Genomic DNA, 16,881 nt, shown 5'->3' on the forward strand with positions numbered 1-16,881 from the left:
GCCGCCTACTCGATCGCCGCGGCGGTCCGGGCGGCCCGCTCCAGGGCCGCGAAGTGGGCCGCGCGGGCCGCTTCGTCGATCGGCTCCTCGTACTCCGGCCGCATCCCGGTGCGGCCGTCGATGCCTTCGCGCAGGATGTCGGCGTGCCCGGCGTGCCGGAGGGTCTCGCCGAGGACGTGGACCACGACGGCGAGCAGGGTCGTGTCGGCGTGGGGGTCGGGCCACCACGGCACGCGGCCGGGGGCGTCGAGGGGGAGGGCGCCGATGGTCGCGTCCGAGTGCTCCCACGTGCGCCGGTAGAACCGGGCGATGTCGTCGCGGGTCTCGTCCTCGTCAGCCCAGTGGACCCCGCCGTCGGCGTCCTGCCACCGGGGCAGCGGTTCCGGTGAGGGCCGGCCGAAGACCTCGCCGAAGTAGCGGGCCTCGACGGTGGCGACGTGTTTGACCAGGCCGAGGAGGCTGGTCCCGGTCGCCGTCAGGGGTCGGCGGGCGTCGTACTCGGACAAGCCGTCGAGCTTCCAGAGCAGCGCCTCGCGGTCCCGCCGCAGACGCCCGTGCAGGAGGTCTTTCGCGAACTCGTCGATCATGCGGGACGAGTCTGCCATGGGCCGCAGCCGGTTCGAGATACGGTCGTGGCGAGGGCTCGACCGAGGGGGAACGCGGCAGTGGAAGACAGCACCGGCAGACGGCGGGACGAGCACGGCGGCGACGCGCGGGAGGCGCTTCTGGGAGCCGCCGAGCGCCTGTTCGCCGAGCGCGGCGTGCACGCCGTGTCGGACCCGCAGATCGCCGAGGCCACCGGGCACGGGGACGCCGAGGCGGTCGGCCGCCACTTCGGGACGAGGGAGGCGCTCGTCCAGGCGATCAGCGCGAAGCACGCGGCCGCGATCGAGCGCGTCCGCGCCCGCCGGATCGCGGAGATGCGCGACGAGGACGACCTGCGCGAGTGGGTCGCCGTGTCGGTCATGTCGGTCGCCGAGCACCTCGAGAGCCTGCCCCAGCCGTCCTGGTACGCCCGCTTCACAGCGCAGGTCGCCGCCGACCCCGCGCTGCACCGGCTCGACGCGGAGGGCGCGGCGTCGCCGTCGCTGGAGTCGGTGCGCAAGGGCGTGGGCCGGTGCCTGCCGGGCCTGCCCGAGGCGGTCGCGGACGCGCGCGCCGCCATGGCGCGCCACCTCGTCGACCAGGCCATGGTCGAGCGGGAGCGGCGGCTCGCCGAGGACCCGGAGGGGGCTGAGGTCGGCGCGGGCCTGGAGGACCTCGTCGACTCGATCGTGGCGATCTGGCGCGGGCCGGTCGGCGGGCCGAACGCGCCGAGCGCGGCCGTCGCCCTCCCCGAGCGGGAGATGGTGGACTTCGCCCGCCAGATCCGCGAGGACTTCGGGCGGTTCATGATGGAGTACCAATTCGCGGTCAACGAGGTGCTCACCAAGGTCACCATCCTCCAGGAGGAGTTCCGGCACCTGCACCGCTACAACCCGATCGAGCACGTCTCGTCCCGGGTCAAGACCCCCGAGAGCATCCTGGAGAAGGTCGCGCGCCGCAAGATCGCCCCCACGCTGCCGTCGATCCGGGCCAACATCACCGACATCGCGGGCATCCGCATCACCTGCGCGTTCAAGGCCGACACCTACCGGATCCTGGACGCGCTCACCACGCAGCAGGACGTGCGCGTGGTCGTGGTCAAGGACTACATCGCCGAACCGAAGCCCAACGGCTACAAGAGCCTCCACGCGATCGTCGAGGTCCCCGTGTTCCTCTCGACGGGAGCCGTGCCGGTGATCGTGGAGGTGCAGATCCGGACCATCGCGATGGACTTCTGGGCGAGCCTGGAGCACAAGATCTTCTACAAGTACGACGGCGAGGTCCCCGACCACCTCGCGTCGGAGCTGACCGCCGCTGCGGACGCCGCCGCGCACCTCGACGCGCGCATGGAGCAGCTGCACGCGGAGGTCCACGGACCGGCGGGCCCGCGCGCCGAACCCGTCCCGAGGCTGGACGACGAACTGCTGCAACGGCTCTGGGACCTCAGCCGACCTGAAGAGCCGTCCGGTCCTTAGGGGTTCGGACCGGCCGTCGAGAGGAGACCGCGATGACCGTGAACGGGTTGACGACGCTCGTCGACACCGGGCTGGGCAACAGCGCCTACGTGCTCGACCTCGGCGACGGCGGCGCGCTGGTGGTGGACCCGTCGAGAGACCTGCGGAAGGTGCGTGAGGCGATCGCACTGCATGGTCTGCGGCCGCGCCTCACCGCCGAGACGCATCTGCACGCCGACTTCGTCTCCGGCGCGCGGCAGCTCCGCTCGAGTGACGGCGCCGAGATCGTCGCCTCTGCCGCCGGGGGGCGCGCTTTCGACCACCGGGGTCTGGCCGACGGTGACGAAGTGGACCTCGGCGGGCTGACGCTGCGGGCGCTGGGCACCCCCGGCCACACCGATGAGCACCTGTCCTACCTGCTGCTCGACGGCGCGAGACCGCTGGGCGTCTTCACCGGCGGGTCGCTCATCGTCGGGACCGCCGCGCGCACCGACCTGGTCGACCCCGAGCGCACCGAGGAACTGGCCCGCGCGCAGTACCGGTCGGTCCGGCGGCTCATCGAGCTGCCCGACGACGTCGCGGTCTGGCCCACGCACGGGGCGGGCTCGTTCTGCTCGGCCCCGGCCGGAGCCGACCGCACCTCCACCATCGGTGCTGAGAAGGCGGGCAACGCGCTCCTCGCGGCCGAGGACGAGGACGACTTCGTGCGGCGGCTGCTCGCCGGGCTCGGCGAGTACCCGTCGTACTTCGACCGCCTCAGCGAGGTCAACCGGCGCGGCCCCGGCGTCATCGCCGAACCGCCCCCGCTCGTGCCCTTGGCGGTCGGCGATTTCCGGGCCGCGGTGGACGCGGGCGCGACGGTGGTGGACGCGCGGCCCGCCGCCGTCTTCGCCGAAGCGCACGTCCCCGGGGCGGTCGCGATCCCGCTCAGGTCGGCCTTCGCGACCTGGCTCGGCTGGATCGTCCCCGAGGGCGCCCGCGTGGTCGTCGTGCGCGACCCGGATCAGGACGCTGACGAGATCGCCTGGCAGGCAGCGAAGATCGGCTACGACCTGGCCGGTGAGCTCGGCGGCGGCATGGACGCGTGGGACGGGGACGTCAGCGCCATCCCGTTCCTCGAGCCCGCCGACGCCGCCGCGCGACTCGGGGAGGCCGCGGTCGTCGACGTCCGCGAAGCGGGCGAGTTCCGCGGCGGGCATCTTCCTTCCGCGGTCGGCATCGCCTTGGGGCGCATGGCGGACGCGCAGCTGCCGGACGGGCCGCTCCTCACGGTCTGCAGCCGGGGCGTGCGCGCCATGACCGGCGCGAGCCTGGCCGCCCGGCGCGGCGCCGACGTCGCCGTCCTGTCCGGCGACAGCGACGACCTGGCGCAAGCGGCGGGCACGGTCCTGAAGACCGGCCCGTGATCCGGTGCCCGGTCGGGTCCAGCGGCCGACGAGTCGGGATCCGCTGCGGTGCAACAGCAGCAGCTCCGGGCGTCGCCGCCGACCACTCCGACCGGCCCGTCAGTCGTCCGCGCGGACGACGACGACCGGGCAGGCGGCGTGCGTGACGCAGCGCAGGCTCACCGAGCCGACCAGGGCCCCTTTGAGGCCGCCCTGGCCGCGTGAGCCGACCGCCATCAGGTCGTAGTCCTTCGAGAGCTCCACCAGGACCTTCGGCGGGTAGCCGCCCTGGGAGATCCGGCGCACCTCCAGGTCGGTGCGGCCGCCGAGTTCGCGGTCCACGGTGCCTTCCAGGGCGCGCTGGCCGGATTCGGCGAAGCTCTCGCCCGGCACGATCTCGATCGGACTGCCGTAGACGGTCGGCACCTGCCACACGTGGACGGCGTCGATCGACGCGCCGGTGCGTTCGGCGTACCGCATCGCCCATCGCAGCGCCTTCGTCGACGCAGGCGACCCGTCGACGCCGACCAGGACCCGTTCGCGCTCTTCCGCGGCCATCTGTGCTCCTTGCCTGTTCACGCCCGGTCGTGGATGACCACTACCGGGCAAGTCGCGTGGCGGACGCAGTGCTGGCTGACCGAGCCGAGCAGCGCCCCGGCGAAGCCGCCGAGCCCCCGGTTGCCCACCACGAGCAGGTCCGCGTCCTCGGACTGCTCCAGCAGGACCTCGACCGGGTGCCCCTCGGCGACATGCTGTTCGACCGCGACCTGCGGCCGCTCGGCGGCGGCGGGCTCGACGGCCGACCGCAACGTGCTGCGGGCCTCGGCGTCCCATTGCGCCCCGGGCATGACCATGGCGCCGGTCCCGAAGTTCCGGGGCACCTGCCAGGCGTGCACCGCCACGACCTTCGCGCCCGTGGCCTCCGCCTGTCCGAGCGCCCACCGCAGCGCCTTGCGGGACGACGGCGAACCGTCGACGCCCACCACGACGCGGCCGTGCTGATCAGCCATGATGCCTCCCCCGACCCGACTCTAGCCCGGACCCGCGCCGCAGGGGCGCGAAGCCGCGAAGGGGCGGCCGGCCGCGTGCCCGTACCGGTCCTGGAGCCGCGGGTTCCGCTTCGGCCGCAAGCGGTGTCGCACCTCCTCTGTACGGTGTCCGGCATGGCGAACCCCCTTCACCCCGCGCTCCCCGACGACTGGAAGCCGCTCCTCCTGCCGCTGCGCGGACGCCGCCCGGGCGACCCGGTGGAACTCGACCCCGAGGCCCCCAAGCGGGTCCAGGGCCTGCTGAACCGGTACGAGCCGCAGCTCCGGGAGATCCTGGCGAATCCGCACAACCAGGCGCACACCGCGGCCGGGAACGCCTATCTCGACGGCGAGGCCGATCCCCAGGGCGCCGCCACCGCGGCGGCGATGCTGGCGGGCGGCGCGAAGCGCAAGTCCCCCTCGCTGCTGCGGCCCGAACTCGACGCCTGGGTACTCGAACACGGCCTGCCGTTCGCCGTCAGCGCCGCCGTCCACCGGCTGACGATCTGGAACGCCCGCAGTTACTGGGGCTACCGCGACGACGACATGGCGACGACCAGGCTGGTCGACCAGATGCGCTGGCACTGGGGGATCGGGCAGGAGGCCTCCGTCGGCGTCGCCGCGATCCGCGGCCTGCTCGCCGCCGCCACTGAAGCGGAGTACGCGGCGGTGGCCGCCGCCGTCGCCGCGCACCGGGGCACGCCCGCCACGCGACTCGCCGCCGCGTTCCTCATGCCCGGCGAACGCGCCTGGGTCGCCGAGTCCTGCGAGGAGTACCCGCAGATCCAGACCGGCGGGCAGCGGCGCCCCGACCCGATGCTGTGGTACTCGGTCGACGACCCTGCACTGCTGGACCGGGCCGGCCTGACCGCGCTCCCCGCCGACGACTGCCCGCCCGCGGTGGTCGCCGCGATCCTGGACAACCTCGGACCGGCGAGCCTGCCGGTCCTCACCGAGACGCTGCGCCGCAAGCCGAAAGGCGACGAACGCCGGGTCCTGCTGCGCGCCGTCGCGTCCCTGCCGACCGACGCGGCCGTCGACTACCTGGTCAACCGCCTCAACGAGCCGTTCGTCGCGGCGGCCGCCGCGGCGTCGGCCGAGCGCTTCCCCGCCGCATTCCTCGGCAGGGCGACGCGCACGGCCGTCTCACCGCGGCTCGCCGCGATCGTCCGGCGGATCGACCCCGAAACGCTCTCCGAAACCGAACGGGCAGCGGCGAACCGCTTCATCGGCACCGTCGCCGCCGTTCCCGAAGCGGACCCTTCGGAGCTGCCCGCGCTGCTCACCGCTCCCCCGTGGACGCTGAAGCGGCCCAAGCGGAAGCCGACAGTGATCGACGGCCTCGCCGCCCCCGACACCCGGCGTCTGGAGTGGACCGACGCCGAACGCGCGGAGCGGGAGTCGTACCAGGAGTCCTACGACGCGGGCGCCTGGCACCTGCAGCTCGAGCACCACCGCACCCTCCCGATCTTCTACGCCGAAGCGCCGATGGACCTCGCGCGCCCCTACTTCGAGCAGTGGAACGGCGAACGCGGCTACATGTTCCGCGACGAGCTCCAGCAGATCCTGTGGCGGTTCGGCGACGAGGCGATCGACAAGGTCGTGGCCGCCCTCAGGACCCGCACCGAGCGGCACGCCGTGCTCCTGCCGGTGTTCAGCGCCGGGGCCGCGCGGCTCGCCGCCGACTGGCTGCTGCGCCTGAAGACCGCCCGCGCCAGCGCGCTCCGGTGGTTCGACCGCCACGGGCTCGACGCCGTGCCGATGCTCGTCCCCGATGCGCTCGGCACCGACAAGAGGGCGCGCATGGCGGCCGAGGCCGCGCTGGCGCACCTCGCCGCGCAGCACGGTGCCGACGCCGTCGCCGCGGCCGCCGAGGCGTTCGGCACGGAGGCGGCGGCCGCGGTCCGCGAAGCGGCCGACCGGGATCCGCTCGAGCCGCAGGGCAAGCTGCCGAGCACCGCAGGTCTGGACGATCCGGAGCTGCTGCCGCAGGTCCTGCTGCGCGGCGGGGAGCGGGCGCTTCCGGCCGCCTCGGTGCCGCACCTGGTGACCGTGCTGTCGCTGACGAACCACGAGTTTCCCTACGCGGGAACGGAAGTGGTCGCCGAGGCCTGCGACGCGGCGTCGCTGGCGCGCTTCTCGTGGGCGCTGTTCGAGCTGTGGATCGCGAACGGCTCGGACGCGAAGGGGAACTGGACGCTGACGCAGCTGGCCCGGTTCGGCGACGACGACGCTGTGCGCCGCCTGGCCCCGATGATCCGCGAGTGGCCCGGCGACGGCCAGCACAAGCGGGCGGTCGCCGGGCTCGGGGTGCTCGGGGCGATCGGCACCGAGGCGGCACTGCGGGCGATCCAGGGCATCGCCGACCGCGTGAAGTTCAAGGGCCTCAAGGAGGAGGCGCGCCGCCAGATCGATGCGATCGCCGCGAACCTGGGGCTGACCCGGGACCAGCTGGCGGACCGGCTCGTGCCCGACTTCGGGCTCGGCGAGGCGGGCGCGCTCGTGCTCGACTACGGTCCCCGGGCGTTCACCGTCCGCTTCGACGAGCAGTTGAAGCCGTTCGTCGTCGACGACGCCGGGAAGCCCCGCAAGAGCCTCCCGAAGCCCGGAGCGAAGGACGACGCGGCGGTCGCTGAGGCGGCGTACCGCCGGTTCGCCCAGCTGCGCAAGGACCTCCGCACGGTAGCGGCCGACCAGGTCCGCAGGCTCGAGGCGGCCATGGTCGCGGCCCGCACCTGGACGACGGCCGAGTTCCGGCAGTGCTTCGCCGAGCACGCCTTCATGGGCCACCTCGCGCGCCGCATGGTGTGGCTGGCAAGCGCGGACGGCGAGCCGGTCGCGTTCCGCGTCGCCGAGGACCGCACGTACAGCGACGTCGAGGACGACACTGTGGAGCTTCCGGCGGACGCGTCGGTGCGCCTCGCGCACCCGCTGCACTTCGACGAGGCGGCGATCGCCGCCTGGTCGGGGCTGTTCGCGGACTACGAGATCCTGCAGCCGTTCCCGCAGCTCGACCGCCCGGTCATGCGGTTCACCGAGGAGGAGCGCGCGAGCGGCGAGCTGACCCGCTTCGAGAAGATCCGGGTCGAGCCCGGGCCGCTGCTCGGGCTCACCAGCCGGGGCTGGCTCCGCTGCCGCCCCGAGGACGCCGGGATCGAACCCGGGATGTACTTCCCGCTGCCCGGGGGCGGCTCGCTGGTCATGGACCTCGCCGACGGGCTCTGGATCGGGGCGATGGAGCACGTGCCGGCGCAGACCTTCGACCTGCGCTGGTCGGCGGGCGGGTTCTACGACACGGTCTCGGGCGAGAAGGCGAAGTCCATCATGGACGGACTGGATCCGGTGACGGTTTCGGAGATCCTGGTGACCCTCGACCGCCTCACCGGCGGCCGCGTGAACGGGAGCTGAGCGCATGCACGACGCCGCAGGCGAAGACCGGTTCGCGATCCCCGCCGAGTGGACCGACCGGTCGCTGGTCTCCTCGCAGCTGCGCCACGGCCGGATCCGGTACATGAACCACGACCAGTAGGACACCGGTCCACCGTGAGCCTCGCGCCCCGTCGGCGGGCCGGCCCTAGCGCGGTCCTCGTAGACTCCTCGGCGGACCGGCCTGCGGCAACGGCGGGCGGGTAGGAGCAGCGATGGGAGCGCCGGGGCGGATGAAGGCATGGGCGCGCAAAACCGATGCGGCGGAACGCGAATGGGCGCGCAACGAGGTCGACTCGTGGGCCCGCGCCGCGGCGTTCCCGCAGCCCTTCAGCTGGGGCGAGGCCGAAGCGATGGCGCTCTCCCGCAACTACGCGCCGCTTCCGGGTTCGCTGGCCGTGCGCGTCATCGGCGTCGTCGGCTGGGTCTTCCTCGTCGTCCTCGCCGTGCCGACCCTGGGATCGGCGGTCGTCGGGTCCGCGCTGGTCGCGGCCGGGGCCGCCCAGGAAGACCAGGCGGCCGCGAGCGGCTGGATCTCCGCGGCGACGACCATGTTCGTGCTCGCGGTGATAGCGGCGGGCACGGCCCTGAGCCTGTGGTGGGAGACGCGGCGGCGGAGCGCGCTCGAACTCGTCATGAACGGGTCCGCGACGCTCGCCTCGGGCGCGGCGATCGCCGTGCTCGCGGTCTCGGACGTCTCCGGCGGCGCCTGGCTGCCGCTGCTGATGATCGCCACCGCACTGGTCTCGGCGGTCGCGTTCGTCCTGGTCTCGCTCTCGAAACCCGAAGGGCGCCCGAAGAAGCGCAAGCCCCCGCGCAGAGGGCCGCGCGGCGCCGACAAGCGCGCCCGCGCGCAGCGGGCGAGGAACCGCCTGCTGGAGGTCGTCGTCCACCGCGGACTGGTCGACCTCGACGAGGCCGACCGGATCCGGGTCGCCGAGATGCCGCTGGGGTACTGGTCCGAACTCGACGGCCTCGACGACCGCGAATGGAAGCGGGTGCTGGAGCGGCGCCACGTCGGCTGGCGCGACTTCGACGCGAAGGGCTGAATCCGCTTGAACCGACCAGAAACCGAGGAACCCTGATGCCCAAGGCCGCCGCGATCCAGCCCAACGAGTGGGCGACCGTCCACGACAACTTCGAGCCGTTCGACATGGATGCGCTGAACCGGGTCGTGCTCGACTACGCGCACATCGAACTGGCGAACGCGAAGCGCTGGCACCGCCGGTCGGCACTGGGCCGGGCGGTCGCCGCGACGGGGTACTGCCTCAAGGTTCTCGGCCTCATGGCGGCGGTGTCGCTCGCGCTCTTCCTGCTCACCGGGGTCGACGGCGAAGCGCTGATCCCGCTCGTGTACGGCACCGCCGCGCTGTCCTGCGCGGGCGTCCTCGCCTTTCTCGTGCCCTGGCTGCTGACGCCGTACCGGCAGTGGGACCGGACGCTGAGCGGCATCTCGGTGATGGTGGCCGTGGCCGCGCTGCTGGCGCTCGGCGCGGCCTGCTTCCGGACCTTCGAAGCGGCCCCGGCCTGGGCGCTCGCCCTGCCGTGCCTGGTCGTCCTCCTCGTGGCGGCCGGGGCGCTCGTCGCGGACGTCCGGCTGAGCACCGCCGAGAAGCCGCCGCCCGTCGACCTCGCCTCCCTGTCGCCGCAAGAGATCGAGGTGCTCCTGGCGGTCCGCCACCGGGCCCTCCGGATCCTGCGGTCCCGCAACGTCGTCTCCTACAAGGACTTCCACGGCTTCGACGCCAGCCCCCTCGACGCCCGGCAGTGACCGCGCGGGACGCCTCCCGCCGACCCGGTTGCCATACAGTGGAGGCATGGCCTCTGAAGTCGTCGTCGTCCACGCCAACGAGACCCCGCCGGACGCGTGGGACGCCGCGGTGTTCCTCGCCGGGCCGCTGCCGCGGTCGGCGGACGTGCCTTCGTGGAACCGCGACGCCGCGGCGATCCTGGGACGGCGGTGGGCGCACGACGGGCGGCTCGTCGTCTTCACGCCGGAGCTGCGCGAGGGCGTCCTGTCCGACTACACGGGCCAGATCGCTTGGGAGCACCGGCAACTGCACTGCGCCGACGTGATCCTGTTCTGGGTGCCGAGGAACATGGCGACGATGCCCGCGCTGACGACGAACATCGAGTGGGGCACGTGGTCGGACTCGGGCAAGGTCGTGTTCGGCGCGCCGCCGACCGCGCCCAAGAACGAATACCTGCGCCACCTCGCCGAGGCCGCCGGCGCACCGGTCGCCGACACGCTCGAGGACGCCGTGGACGCGGCGCTGGCCATGGCCGGAGCGGGCGCGCGCCGGACCGGCGGAGAGCGCTCGGTGCCGCTCCTGGTGTGGCGGACCGACACGTTCCAGTCCTGGTACGCGGCGCAGCGCCGCGCGGGCAACCGGCTCGAGGGCGCGCGCGTGGAGTGGACGTTCCGCGTCGGGCCCGACAGGGCGTTCGTCCTGTACTGGGCGCTGCACGTCCAGGTGTGGATCGCCGCCGAGGACCGCGTGAAGGCGAACGAGGTCGTCATATCGCGGCCCGACACGGCGCAGGTCGCCCTGTACCGGCCCGGGGCGACCCTCGAGGACGCCACCGTGGTCCTGGTGCGCGAGTTCCGCTCCCCCGCCGCGACGGACGACGGCTTCGTGCACGAGCTGCCCGGCGGGAGCGGCGCCAGCGGCGATCCGCGAAGTCAAGCCGTCGAAGAGGTCCTGGAGGAGACCGGGTTCCGCATCGGCGCGGACCGGCTCAGCCACCTCGGCGCGCGCCAGGTCGCCGCGACCGTGACGGGCCACCGCGCGCACCTGTTCGCCGCCCCGATCACCGACGACGAACTCGAATGGTTTCGCGCCCGACAGGGCACGCCGCACGGCGTCGGCGACACGGAACGCACCTGGATTGAACTCCGGACCTACCGCGAGCTGCTGGAGAGCGACCTCGTCGACTGGTCCACGCTCGGCATGATCACGCGCGCCCTCACCGCCGCGCGCTAGGCCCGCTCGCCGAGCCGCTTCGACCTCGTCGACGCACGCCTCCGGATTCCGGCGCCGGGTCCGGCGAGGCGATGGTGTCAGCCTGCTGCGGTCGTCCCGTACCCGGCCAGGAACAGGTCGACGGCGTCCGCGACCGGTGCGTCCGCGCCGTCGGGCACGTCGGTTCCGGCGAGCAGGCGGCGGTTGAGGGGCGCGCCGATGACGAGCCACGTGAACTGGTCGGCGGCCGCGAGCGGGTCGCTCACCCGGAGCGAGCCTCGGTCGGCGAGGGCTCGGAACGCATCGGCGAGCGCGCCGATGTTGCGGTTCCAGCTCTCCTCGAGGTAGCTCGCGGCGACCTCGGGGTGTCGCTCGGCTTCGCTGGTGACCAGTCGGCGCATGTTCAGCACGTCGCGGCTGAGGATCCCCGCGCGCATGGTCCCGGCCAGGGCGATCAGGTCCTCCCGCACGTCCTCTCCGGCCGTCAGGCGTTCCAGGTGCGGGCGCATGGCGTCGCGTCCGGCCTCGGCCCAGGCGCTGACGACCGCGGCGTACAGCGCGTGCTTCGAGGGGTGCGCGCGGTAGAGCGAGGCCTTGGAGATCCGGGCCCGGGCGGCGACCTCGTCCATGGTCGTGCCGCCGTAGCCGTGTTCGAGGAACACCTCGCGCGCGGTCGCGAGCAGGTCGGTGCCGGTGCGTCCGGGAGGGCGGCCGCGGCGGCGGGCGGTGTCGGTCATCCCTGGATTTTAGTACTTGACCGGACTGAAATCCAGGTCTATGATTTTTCAGTACTGGTAAGTACTGAAATGGAGTCCGCCATGGTGCCCATCGCGATAGCCGTCGCCGCAGTCGTGTCGTTCGTGTTCAGCGCGGTCCTGTACGGCGCGCCGCCGGTCGCCGCGTACGTCGGACGCCACAGCACGCCCCGGCCCGGTGTTCCCGTGGCCGTCCAGATGGCGGCCGTGCTCGGGCGCAGCCTGATCGCCGCGATGCTCATCGCGGGCCTGATGCACGTCGCAGGATGGGAGGGGGCGGGTTCGGGGGCGCTGCTCGGGCTGGCGCTGGGCGTGCTGCCCGCGGCGATCCTCGCCGGCGCGGTCGTCCACGAAGGCGTCCCTGTCCCGCTCGCCGCGATCCACAGCTTCGACTGGATCGCGAAACTGACGCTGATCGGCGCGATCGTCGGCTGGCTGGCCTGAAACCGACCCCTGCCTGAGGAGGCATCATGACCGAAGGACCGCTCGACATCGACTTCACCGCCGTGCTCGGCAAAGTCCGGCCCGGCGACACCTGGACCTGCGTGCAGCTGCCCGACTCCGCCGCGATCTTCGGCACGCGCGGACTGGTCAAGGTCGAGGGCACTGTGGACGGCGAGCCTTTCCGGGGCGCGTTCATGGCCCTCGGCGACGGCACCCACAAGCTCCCCGTCGCCGCCGCGATCCGCAGCCGCATCGGCAAAGCCGACGGCGACGAGGTCCGCGTCCGCCTCACCCGCCGCCTGAACTGATCCGAGCCGTCAGGCCGCCTGGAACTCCTCTACGCGGTCGAGCCACTCGTCCAGGAAGGCGTCGAGCAGGGTCGGCTGCTCGAGCTGGAGGTTGTGCCCGGCGCGGTCGAGCACGGCGAAGGTCGCGCGCGGGTAGTGCTCCAGCAGCGCGTACACATCGGCGTAGCCGGTGTTGTCGTCCTGGCGGCCGGTCACGATCAGCGTCGGCCGCTCGAACGGCGCGCCGGACTCGGGGGCGGTGCTCAGCTCGTACCGCCGCGCCACCCGCACCAGCGCCTCGTCGTTAGCCAGCGCCAGCCCGGGGGCGATCTCCTCGCGGAAGCGGCGGTACGTCTCCGGGGACTGCACGACCGCGAGTTCGCCGTAGACGGCGGCGTCCGCCGGAGGCAGCCCCGCCATGAACGCGGGGTCGCGCGCGATCACGGTGTGGGGCGGGAGCTTCCGCTTGGACTGGCGGGCCTCCTTTCCGATCGGGCACACCAGGCCGAGGCCGAGGACCTGCTCGGGGCGGGAGCAGGCGACGGCGCGGGCGAGGTAGCCGCCGTAGGACTCGCCGACGACGATGAACGGCGCGTCGCCGATCACGTGGTCCACGAAGCCCTGGACGGCGTCGAGCATGTCGTCCGATCCCCGGTACCGCTCGGTGATCTCCGTCTGCCCCATGCCGGGGAGGTCGGGGTAGAAACGTCGATACGACTGCCCGCCAGGGCGTTCGGCGGTGCGGCGGGTGAAGAACGGCTCCATGAAGCCGGTCATGAGGCGGTGGTCGGGGGTCCAGCCGTGGATCGCAAGCACCGGGATCCCGGTCCCTTGCGCGACGAAGTGCATTGGCATGACCGCGATCCTATGGGCCGGTTCCGACACCGCTGCAGGCCGCGGCCCCGGGGCGTGTCAGGCCCTCCAGGACCGGCGCGGCCTGAGTTCGAGGTCGGGAACGGCCTGCGGGTACGGCGGGTACTGCTCGACGAGGTCCTCCCAGACCTCGTTGGGGATCGCGAGCGCGGCGTCGATCATCGCCGCGCCGTGCCACAGGCCGATCTCCTTGAGCGCCTTCGCGGTGCTGCGGCAGAGCGCTTCGGTGAGGGCCGCGAACCGCTCCTCGGCCGCGTCCCGCTCCGCCACTGCTTCCGGATCGGTCGCGTCCTCGAGCTGGACGAGCACCTCGCCCAGCCGATCCCACTCCTGTACGAGCTCCTGCACCGCTCGGAACCCAGCGGCGATCTCGCCGTCGGTCATCTCGTCCACAGCCACGTCCCTTCCCGGACGGACTCTAGCGGCCCGTCAGATCTGCGTCTGGTGCAGCGTCTCCTGGACGGGCTGGTAGATCTTGTCGTAGTGGCCGCTCTCGACGGCGGCGCGGTTGGCGTCGATCTGTGTGAGCCGTTCCTCCAGGAAGGTCCTGGTCTGCTTGCCTTTCTGGACGACCGATTCGAGCTCTGCCTCCTGCTCGCCGCTCAGCTCGGTCTTCACGCCGCGGGCCGTGCGCGAGGCGGCGAGCGCGTCGAAGCTGCGGTACACCTCGACGGCCTCGGGCAGCAGGCCTTCGATGACCGTCCGGCATTCGTGCAGTGCCACCAGCATCTCGGCCGAGGTCCGGCGGGCGGCGCCGCGCGACTCGACGGCGTGCGCCGCGTCCTTGAGTCCGAGGGCGCGCATGTCGATCACCAGGTCGCGTTCGGCGCGCTCGAGGTTCGCGGCGACCTTGTCGATCTCGCGCATCTTCCGCTCCAGGGCCGCGGCCGCCTTCGCGAGCGCGTCCTGCGCCTTCTGGACCTCCAGTGCCGCCGCCAGCGTCTTGAGTCCCGCCACCCGCTGCTTGGCGGCTGCGAGCTTCGCCTCCATCGCCTTCATCTCCGGGCTGACCGAGAGCTTCCACTCCGTCAGCTTCGTCGAGCCCTCCTTGGCGATGTCGATGGCGAGATCGGCCCAGCCTTCGCGGGTGACCAGGGCCTTGATGGTCTTCAGCGTCAGTTCGACACCGGTGCCGACGTCCTTGGCGACCTCCTCGATCCGCTTCTTCTCGGCGTTCACCGCGTCCTGGGGGATGCTCTGCTCCTGCTCCGCCTGCACCGTTTCGGTGTCGACGAGCTTCGTCTCGAGGTCGGTGATCGCCTCGGCCACCGCGTTCCTCTCCACTTCGGGCGTGGGGGCGACCTCGAACTCCTCGTAGGCCTTGAGGTAGGCCTCGGTGGACCTCTCGATCGCCTGCGTCCCGGGCTTGTCGCTGGTGCTCTTGATCTTCGCGGCGGCGCCCTGCACGGCTTCGGCGTCGATGTGGGCGGTGGCGTCGAAGCGGTTGAGCGCCTGCGCGAGTTCGCCGTAGCGGCCGATCTTCGGCACGGCCTCGGTGTTGACCCGCTTGACGAGCGCGTTGTGCCGGTCGGCCATGAGGTCGAGCGAGAACATGTCGATGTGCTGCGGCAGCGCGCGCTGGACGATCGGCGTGCCCGCGGCGCGCTGGACGGATCGCGGGCCCGGCTGGAGGAGCTGGCCGACCGCGCGGTTGCCCATGCGCCGCTGCAGGTGCAGGAGGTTCGCCGTCGAGCCGGGGGCGCCCTTCGCGTGGTCCTCGCCGGGGGCGGAGCGCGCGGTCCCGTTGGCGCGCGAGGCCGTCGACGCGCGCTCGTCATCACGGTCGACAGGCCCACGCTTCACCATTTGCCCAGGCTATCCCCGTGAGCGCCGAACGCCCCGGATGTCGGTGCGGGCGTTCGGGCAGACGGGAGTGCCTGATGGTGCAGCCGAAGGACGCGCACGGGTCCTAGTCGTCGCCGGGCTCGTCCGGCACGGGATCGCCGGGGCCGGGTCCGCCGTCGTCCTCGTCCCACACTTCCGGTTCCTCGGCGGCCAGCTCCAGGTTCAGGGGCGCTCCGCGGCGCTCCTCCTCCTGCGTCATGCCGAACCGGTCCGCCTCGGCGTAGTCGCGGGAGTCGAGGATGTCCTCCTCAAGCTCCTCGCCCTCTTCCTCGTCGTCGTCGACGAACCCGAACGGCTCGTCGTCGCCCTGCGCGTAACCCGTGTTCCCGTCGGACATGGCAACCTCCTTCCTGCCCATGATGGCGGTTCCCCCGCGCGGCGTCCGGCGATCCGCCGTCACGGCGCGGATCGGCCGTGCCGGAGGGATTCGGCCCCGGCCGGTGCGGCGGTGTGGACAATTGGGGGCGACGTGAGGAGTGAACGATGATCGTTGCCGTGGACCGCTCGAGTGTCGCGATGGGGGACGACGTCTCCCCGCACGCGATGACGGTCGAGCTCTCCGAGTCCAGCACCGTCGCCGAGGCCGTCGCCTATCTGCGGCAGCGCAAGTACCTCGCGTCGATCGCGGGCGGGAAGGCGACCTGGGTCCTCGAGGTGAACGGCCGGCCTTCGGCGGTGATCGCGCAGCAGTGGGCCGAGCCGAAGTTCGCGATGGACCCCTCCACCGAGCTCGGCTCGCTCGGGCCCGAGGTCTCGCTCATGTTCAGGTACCGGGCGCAGATCGACCCGGACGACCTCTACGACACGATCGAAGGCTAGTCGGTTCGCGGTCAGTCCGCCGGATAGTGGTCGATGATCCGGCGGGCGAGTTCCCTGACGCGGCGGCGGGCCTCGGGCGGGTCGAGGACGGTGACGGTGTCGGCGAACTGCAGCAGCTGGCGCACGTCCTCCAGCTCGCGGCAGCGCAGCACGGCCGCCGTGCGCCCCTGTCCGTCCGGCTCGCCGACCGACATGCGGCTGCCGAGGATCCGCTCGGCGCGCGGCACCTGGTAGTCCTCGATGAGCAGGCGGACCGTGAAGTCGCCCTTCGCCTCCCAGCCCGAGGTCAGCTCGGCCGCGACGGCGGCGAGGCGGGCCCCGGGCCGCAGCCGCCGGGCGGCGCGGAGCGGTTCCCATGCGGCGATGCGCTGGAGGTTGAGGAGCGCCGGTTCGCCGGACTCGTCGGCGACGAGGTACCAGCGTCCGCCTTTCGCCAAAAGCCCGTAGGGATCCACGGTCCTGCGGGCCGCGTCCTCGCCGGGCCGCAGGTAGTCGACGCGGAGCCGCACGCCGCGGCGCAGGTCGCCGATGAGCCGCGCGGGGGTCACGCCTTCGGGTTCCCGCCCGAACCACGGCCGGTTGTCGCTGACGACGAGGTCGCCGATCGGCAGCAGGTCGTCGCTCGGACGCGCCCCGGCGACCTTGCGCAGTGCCCGCCCGGTGACCGGTTCGACCCCGAGCCCGCGCCGCTGCTCCTCGTCCAGGCCGGTGAGCGTCAGGTGCTCGCGCTCGCGCGGCGTCAGCCGGGCCGCGTCCAGCGTGCCGCCGGGGAGCATGAAGACGCCGCCGTACTTCCCGCGCCGCATGAGGACCGGGAACCCGGCGTCCCGCAGCCAGTTGAGGTCCCGGATCACGGTCCGGGCCGAGACGCCGGTCTCGTCGGCGAGGGCGGCCACGGTCGTCTCGGGGCGCGACTGCAGCGCGAGCAGCAGGGAGAAGAACCTGTCAGGAGTCATTCCCTCATATTCGCAGTGAACATGACAGATCCCGGCATGTTCCCCCGTTACGGTGGCGCCT

General features: G+C 72.7%; 18 protein-coding genes and 1 pseudogene. 10 read left to right on the forward strand and 9 right to left on the reverse strand.

Features of this window, described 5'->3' with window-relative positions:
• Nucleotides 1–5 precede the first annotated feature (5 nt).
• The gene (locus ACGGCP_RS15910) at nt 6–587 is read right to left on the reverse strand and encodes a DinB family protein (protein WP_392966693.1); all 582 of its coding nucleotides are present in this window, start codon (nt 585–587) and stop codon (nt 6–8) included.
• A gap of 78 nt (nt 588–665) precedes the next feature.
• Here ACGGCP_RS15910 and ACGGCP_RS15915 point away from each other — a divergent pair.
• The 3 genes and pseudogenes from ACGGCP_RS15915 to ACGGCP_RS15925 all read left to right on the forward strand — a co-directional run.
• Nucleotides 666–854: pseudogene (locus ACGGCP_RS15915) on the forward strand (helix-turn-helix domain-containing protein); the annotation flags it as partial.
• Between the two features lie 492 nt (nt 855–1,346).
• The gene (locus ACGGCP_RS15920; RefSeq protein WP_392967275.1) at nt 1,347–2,060 is read left to right on the forward strand and encodes a GTP pyrophosphokinase family protein; all 714 of its coding nucleotides are present in this window, start codon (nt 1,347–1,349) and stop codon (nt 2,058–2,060) included.
• A 32-nt stretch (nt 2,061–2,092) separates the two neighbouring features.
• On the forward strand, nt 2,093–3,445 hold the full coding sequence (locus ACGGCP_RS15925) for a rhodanese-like domain-containing protein (RefSeq protein ID WP_392966695.1): 1,353 nt from the start codon (nt 2,093–2,095) through the stop codon (nt 3,443–3,445).
• A gap of 99 nt (nt 3,446–3,544) precedes the next feature.
• Here ACGGCP_RS15925 and ACGGCP_RS15930 read toward each other — a convergent pair whose 3' ends face one another.
• Nucleotides 3,545–3,982, reverse strand: a complete 438-nt coding sequence (locus tag ACGGCP_RS15930; protein ID WP_392966697.1) for a universal stress protein — start codon at nt 3,980–3,982, stop codon at nt 3,545–3,547.
• A gap of 17 nt (nt 3,983–3,999) precedes the next feature.
• On the reverse strand, nt 4,000–4,434 hold the full coding sequence (locus tag ACGGCP_RS15935) for a universal stress protein (protein WP_392966699.1): 435 nt from the start codon (nt 4,432–4,434) through the stop codon (nt 4,000–4,002).
• Between the two features lie 153 nt (nt 4,435–4,587).
• Between ACGGCP_RS15935 and ACGGCP_RS15940 the strand changes: the two genes are divergently transcribed.
• The 4 genes from ACGGCP_RS15940 to ACGGCP_RS15955 all read left to right on the forward strand — a co-directional run bounded on the left by ACGGCP_RS15940 (nt 4,588) and on the right by ACGGCP_RS15955 (nt 10,862).
• Nucleotides 4,588–7,860 carry a DUF4132 domain-containing protein gene (locus ACGGCP_RS15940; protein ID WP_392966701.1) on the forward strand — a complete coding sequence of 1,091 codons (3,273 nt, stop codon included), beginning with the start codon at nt 4,588–4,590 and terminating at the stop codon, nt 7,858–7,860.
• 233 nt (nt 7,861–8,093) lie between these two features.
• Nucleotides 8,094–8,927, forward strand: a complete 834-nt coding sequence (locus ACGGCP_RS15945) for a hypothetical protein (RefSeq protein ID WP_392966703.1) — start codon at nt 8,094–8,096, stop codon at nt 8,925–8,927.
• A gap of 35 nt (nt 8,928–8,962) precedes the next feature.
• Complete coding sequence (locus ACGGCP_RS15950) at nt 8,963–9,649, forward strand: hypothetical protein (RefSeq protein ID WP_392966705.1); 687 nt, start codon at nt 8,963–8,965, stop codon at nt 9,647–9,649.
• A 46-nt stretch (nt 9,650–9,695) separates the two neighbouring features.
• Nucleotides 9,696–10,862, forward strand: a complete 1,167-nt coding sequence (locus ACGGCP_RS15955) for a nucleoside 2-deoxyribosyltransferase domain-containing protein (protein WP_392966707.1) — start codon at nt 9,696–9,698, stop codon at nt 10,860–10,862.
• A 77-nt stretch (nt 10,863–10,939) separates the two neighbouring features.
• Here ACGGCP_RS15955 and ACGGCP_RS15960 read toward each other — a convergent pair whose 3' ends face one another.
• The gene (locus ACGGCP_RS15960; RefSeq protein ID WP_392966709.1) at nt 10,940–11,578 is read right to left on the reverse strand and encodes a TetR/AcrR family transcriptional regulator; all 639 of its coding nucleotides are present in this window, start codon (nt 11,576–11,578) and stop codon (nt 10,940–10,942) included.
• 81 nt (nt 11,579–11,659) lie between these two features.
• Here ACGGCP_RS15960 and ACGGCP_RS15965 point away from each other — a divergent pair, with 81 nt between their 5' ends.
• On the forward strand, nt 11,660–12,040 hold the full coding sequence (locus ACGGCP_RS15965; protein ID WP_392966711.1) for a DUF1761 domain-containing protein: 381 nt from the start codon (nt 11,660–11,662) through the stop codon (nt 12,038–12,040).
• Between the two features lie 26 nt (nt 12,041–12,066).
• Entirely contained in the window at nt 12,067–12,348 is a 282-nt protein-coding gene (locus tag ACGGCP_RS15970; RefSeq protein ID WP_392966713.1) for a DUF1905 domain-containing protein, read from the forward strand.
• Nucleotides 12,349–12,357: 9 nt separating this feature from the next.
• Here ACGGCP_RS15970 and ACGGCP_RS15975 read toward each other — a convergent pair whose 3' ends face one another.
• The 4 genes from ACGGCP_RS15975 to ACGGCP_RS15990 all read right to left on the reverse strand — a co-directional run bounded on the left by ACGGCP_RS15975 (nt 12,358) and on the right by ACGGCP_RS15990 (nt 15,382).
• Nucleotides 12,358–13,182 (reverse strand): alpha/beta fold hydrolase, encoded by an 825-nt coding sequence (locus tag ACGGCP_RS15975; protein WP_392966714.1) that lies wholly within the window; start codon nt 13,180–13,182, stop codon nt 12,358–12,360.
• A 57-nt stretch (nt 13,183–13,239) separates the two neighbouring features.
• The gene (locus ACGGCP_RS15980) at nt 13,240–13,593 is read right to left on the reverse strand and encodes a hypothetical protein (RefSeq protein ID WP_392966716.1); all 354 of its coding nucleotides are present in this window, start codon (nt 13,591–13,593) and stop codon (nt 13,240–13,242) included.
• Between the two features lie 36 nt (nt 13,594–13,629).
• Nucleotides 13,630–15,006: a hypothetical protein gene (locus ACGGCP_RS15985; RefSeq protein ID WP_392966718.1), complete on the reverse strand. Its 1,377-nt coding sequence runs from the start codon at nt 15,004–15,006 to the stop codon at nt 13,630–13,632.
• Between the two features lie 103 nt (nt 15,007–15,109).
• The gene (locus tag ACGGCP_RS15990; protein WP_392966720.1) at nt 15,110–15,382 is read right to left on the reverse strand and encodes a hypothetical protein; all 273 of its coding nucleotides are present in this window, start codon (nt 15,380–15,382) and stop codon (nt 15,110–15,112) included.
• Between the two features lie 146 nt (nt 15,383–15,528).
• Here ACGGCP_RS15990 and ACGGCP_RS15995 point away from each other — a divergent pair, with 146 nt between their 5' ends.
• Nucleotides 15,529–15,864 carry a hypothetical protein gene (locus tag ACGGCP_RS15995; RefSeq protein WP_392966722.1) on the forward strand — a complete coding sequence of 112 codons (336 nt, stop codon included), beginning with the start codon at nt 15,529–15,531 and terminating at the stop codon, nt 15,862–15,864.
• Nucleotides 15,865–15,875: 11 nt separating this feature from the next.
• Here ACGGCP_RS15995 and ACGGCP_RS16000 read toward each other — a convergent pair whose 3' ends face one another.
• Nucleotides 15,876–16,820 (reverse strand): helix-turn-helix transcriptional regulator, encoded by a 945-nt coding sequence (locus ACGGCP_RS16000; RefSeq protein ID WP_392966724.1) that lies wholly within the window; start codon nt 16,818–16,820, stop codon nt 15,876–15,878.
• Nucleotides 16,821–16,881: the final 61 nt, after the last annotated feature.

This window comes from Glycomyces sp. NPDC048151 (assembly GCF_043202775.1).
In the GTDB taxonomy this organism is placed as follows: domain Bacteria; phylum Actinomycetota; class Actinomycetes; order Mycobacteriales; family Micromonosporaceae; genus Glycomyces.

Bases quoted from the DNA above. Each gene is read 5' to 3' on its own strand.
- ACGGCP_RS15925 (WP_392966695.1), top strand. From the start codon at position 2,093: ATGACCGTGAACGGGTTGACGACGCTCGTCGACACCGGGCTGGGCAAC.
- ACGGCP_RS15935 (WP_392966699.1), bottom strand. From the start codon at position 4,434: ATGGCTGATCAGCACGGCCGCGTCGTGGTGGGCGTCGACGGTTCGCCG.
- ACGGCP_RS15910 (WP_392966693.1), bottom strand. From the start codon at position 587: ATGATCGACGAGTTCGCGAAAGACCTCCTGCACGGGCGTCTGCGGCGG.
- ACGGCP_RS15985 (WP_392966718.1), bottom strand. From the start codon at position 15,006: ATGGTGAAGCGTGGGCCTGTCGACCGTGATGACGAGCGCGCGTCGACG.
- ACGGCP_RS15995 (WP_392966722.1), top strand. From the start codon at position 15,529: ATGATCGTTGCCGTGGACCGCTCGAGTGTCGCGATGGGGGACGACGTC.
- ACGGCP_RS15940 (WP_392966701.1), top strand. From the start codon at position 4,588: ATGGCGAACCCCCTTCACCCCGCGCTCCCCGACGACTGGAAGCCGCTC.
- ACGGCP_RS16000 (WP_392966724.1), bottom strand. From the start codon at position 16,820: ATGACTCCTGACAGGTTCTTCTCCCTGCTGCTCGCGCTGCAGTCGCGC.
- ACGGCP_RS15930 (WP_392966697.1), bottom strand. From the start codon at position 3,982: ATGGCCGCGGAAGAGCGCGAACGGGTCCTGGTCGGCGTCGACGGGTCG.
- ACGGCP_RS15970 (WP_392966713.1), top strand. From the start codon at position 12,067: ATGACCGAAGGACCGCTCGACATCGACTTCACCGCCGTGCTCGGCAAA.
- ACGGCP_RS15920 (WP_392967275.1), top strand. From the start codon at position 1,347: ATGGTGGACTTCGCCCGCCAGATCCGCGAGGACTTCGGGCGGTTCATG.
- ACGGCP_RS15990 (WP_392966720.1), bottom strand. From the start codon at position 15,382: ATGTCCGACGGGAACACGGGTTACGCGCAGGGCGACGACGAGCCGTTC.
- ACGGCP_RS15950 (WP_392966705.1), top strand. From the start codon at position 8,963: ATGCCCAAGGCCGCCGCGATCCAGCCCAACGAGTGGGCGACCGTCCAC.
- ACGGCP_RS15975 (WP_392966714.1), bottom strand. From the start codon at position 13,182: ATGCCAATGCACTTCGTCGCGCAAGGGACCGGGATCCCGGTGCTTGCG.
- ACGGCP_RS15960 (WP_392966709.1), bottom strand. From the start codon at position 11,578: ATGACCGACACCGCCCGCCGCCGCGGCCGCCCTCCCGGACGCACCGGC.
- ACGGCP_RS15965 (WP_392966711.1), top strand. From the start codon at position 11,660: ATGGTGCCCATCGCGATAGCCGTCGCCGCAGTCGTGTCGTTCGTGTTC.
- ACGGCP_RS15945 (WP_392966703.1), top strand. From the start codon at position 8,094: ATGGGAGCGCCGGGGCGGATGAAGGCATGGGCGCGCAAAACCGATGCG.
- ACGGCP_RS15955 (WP_392966707.1), top strand. From the start codon at position 9,696: ATGGCCTCTGAAGTCGTCGTCGTCCACGCCAACGAGACCCCGCCGGAC.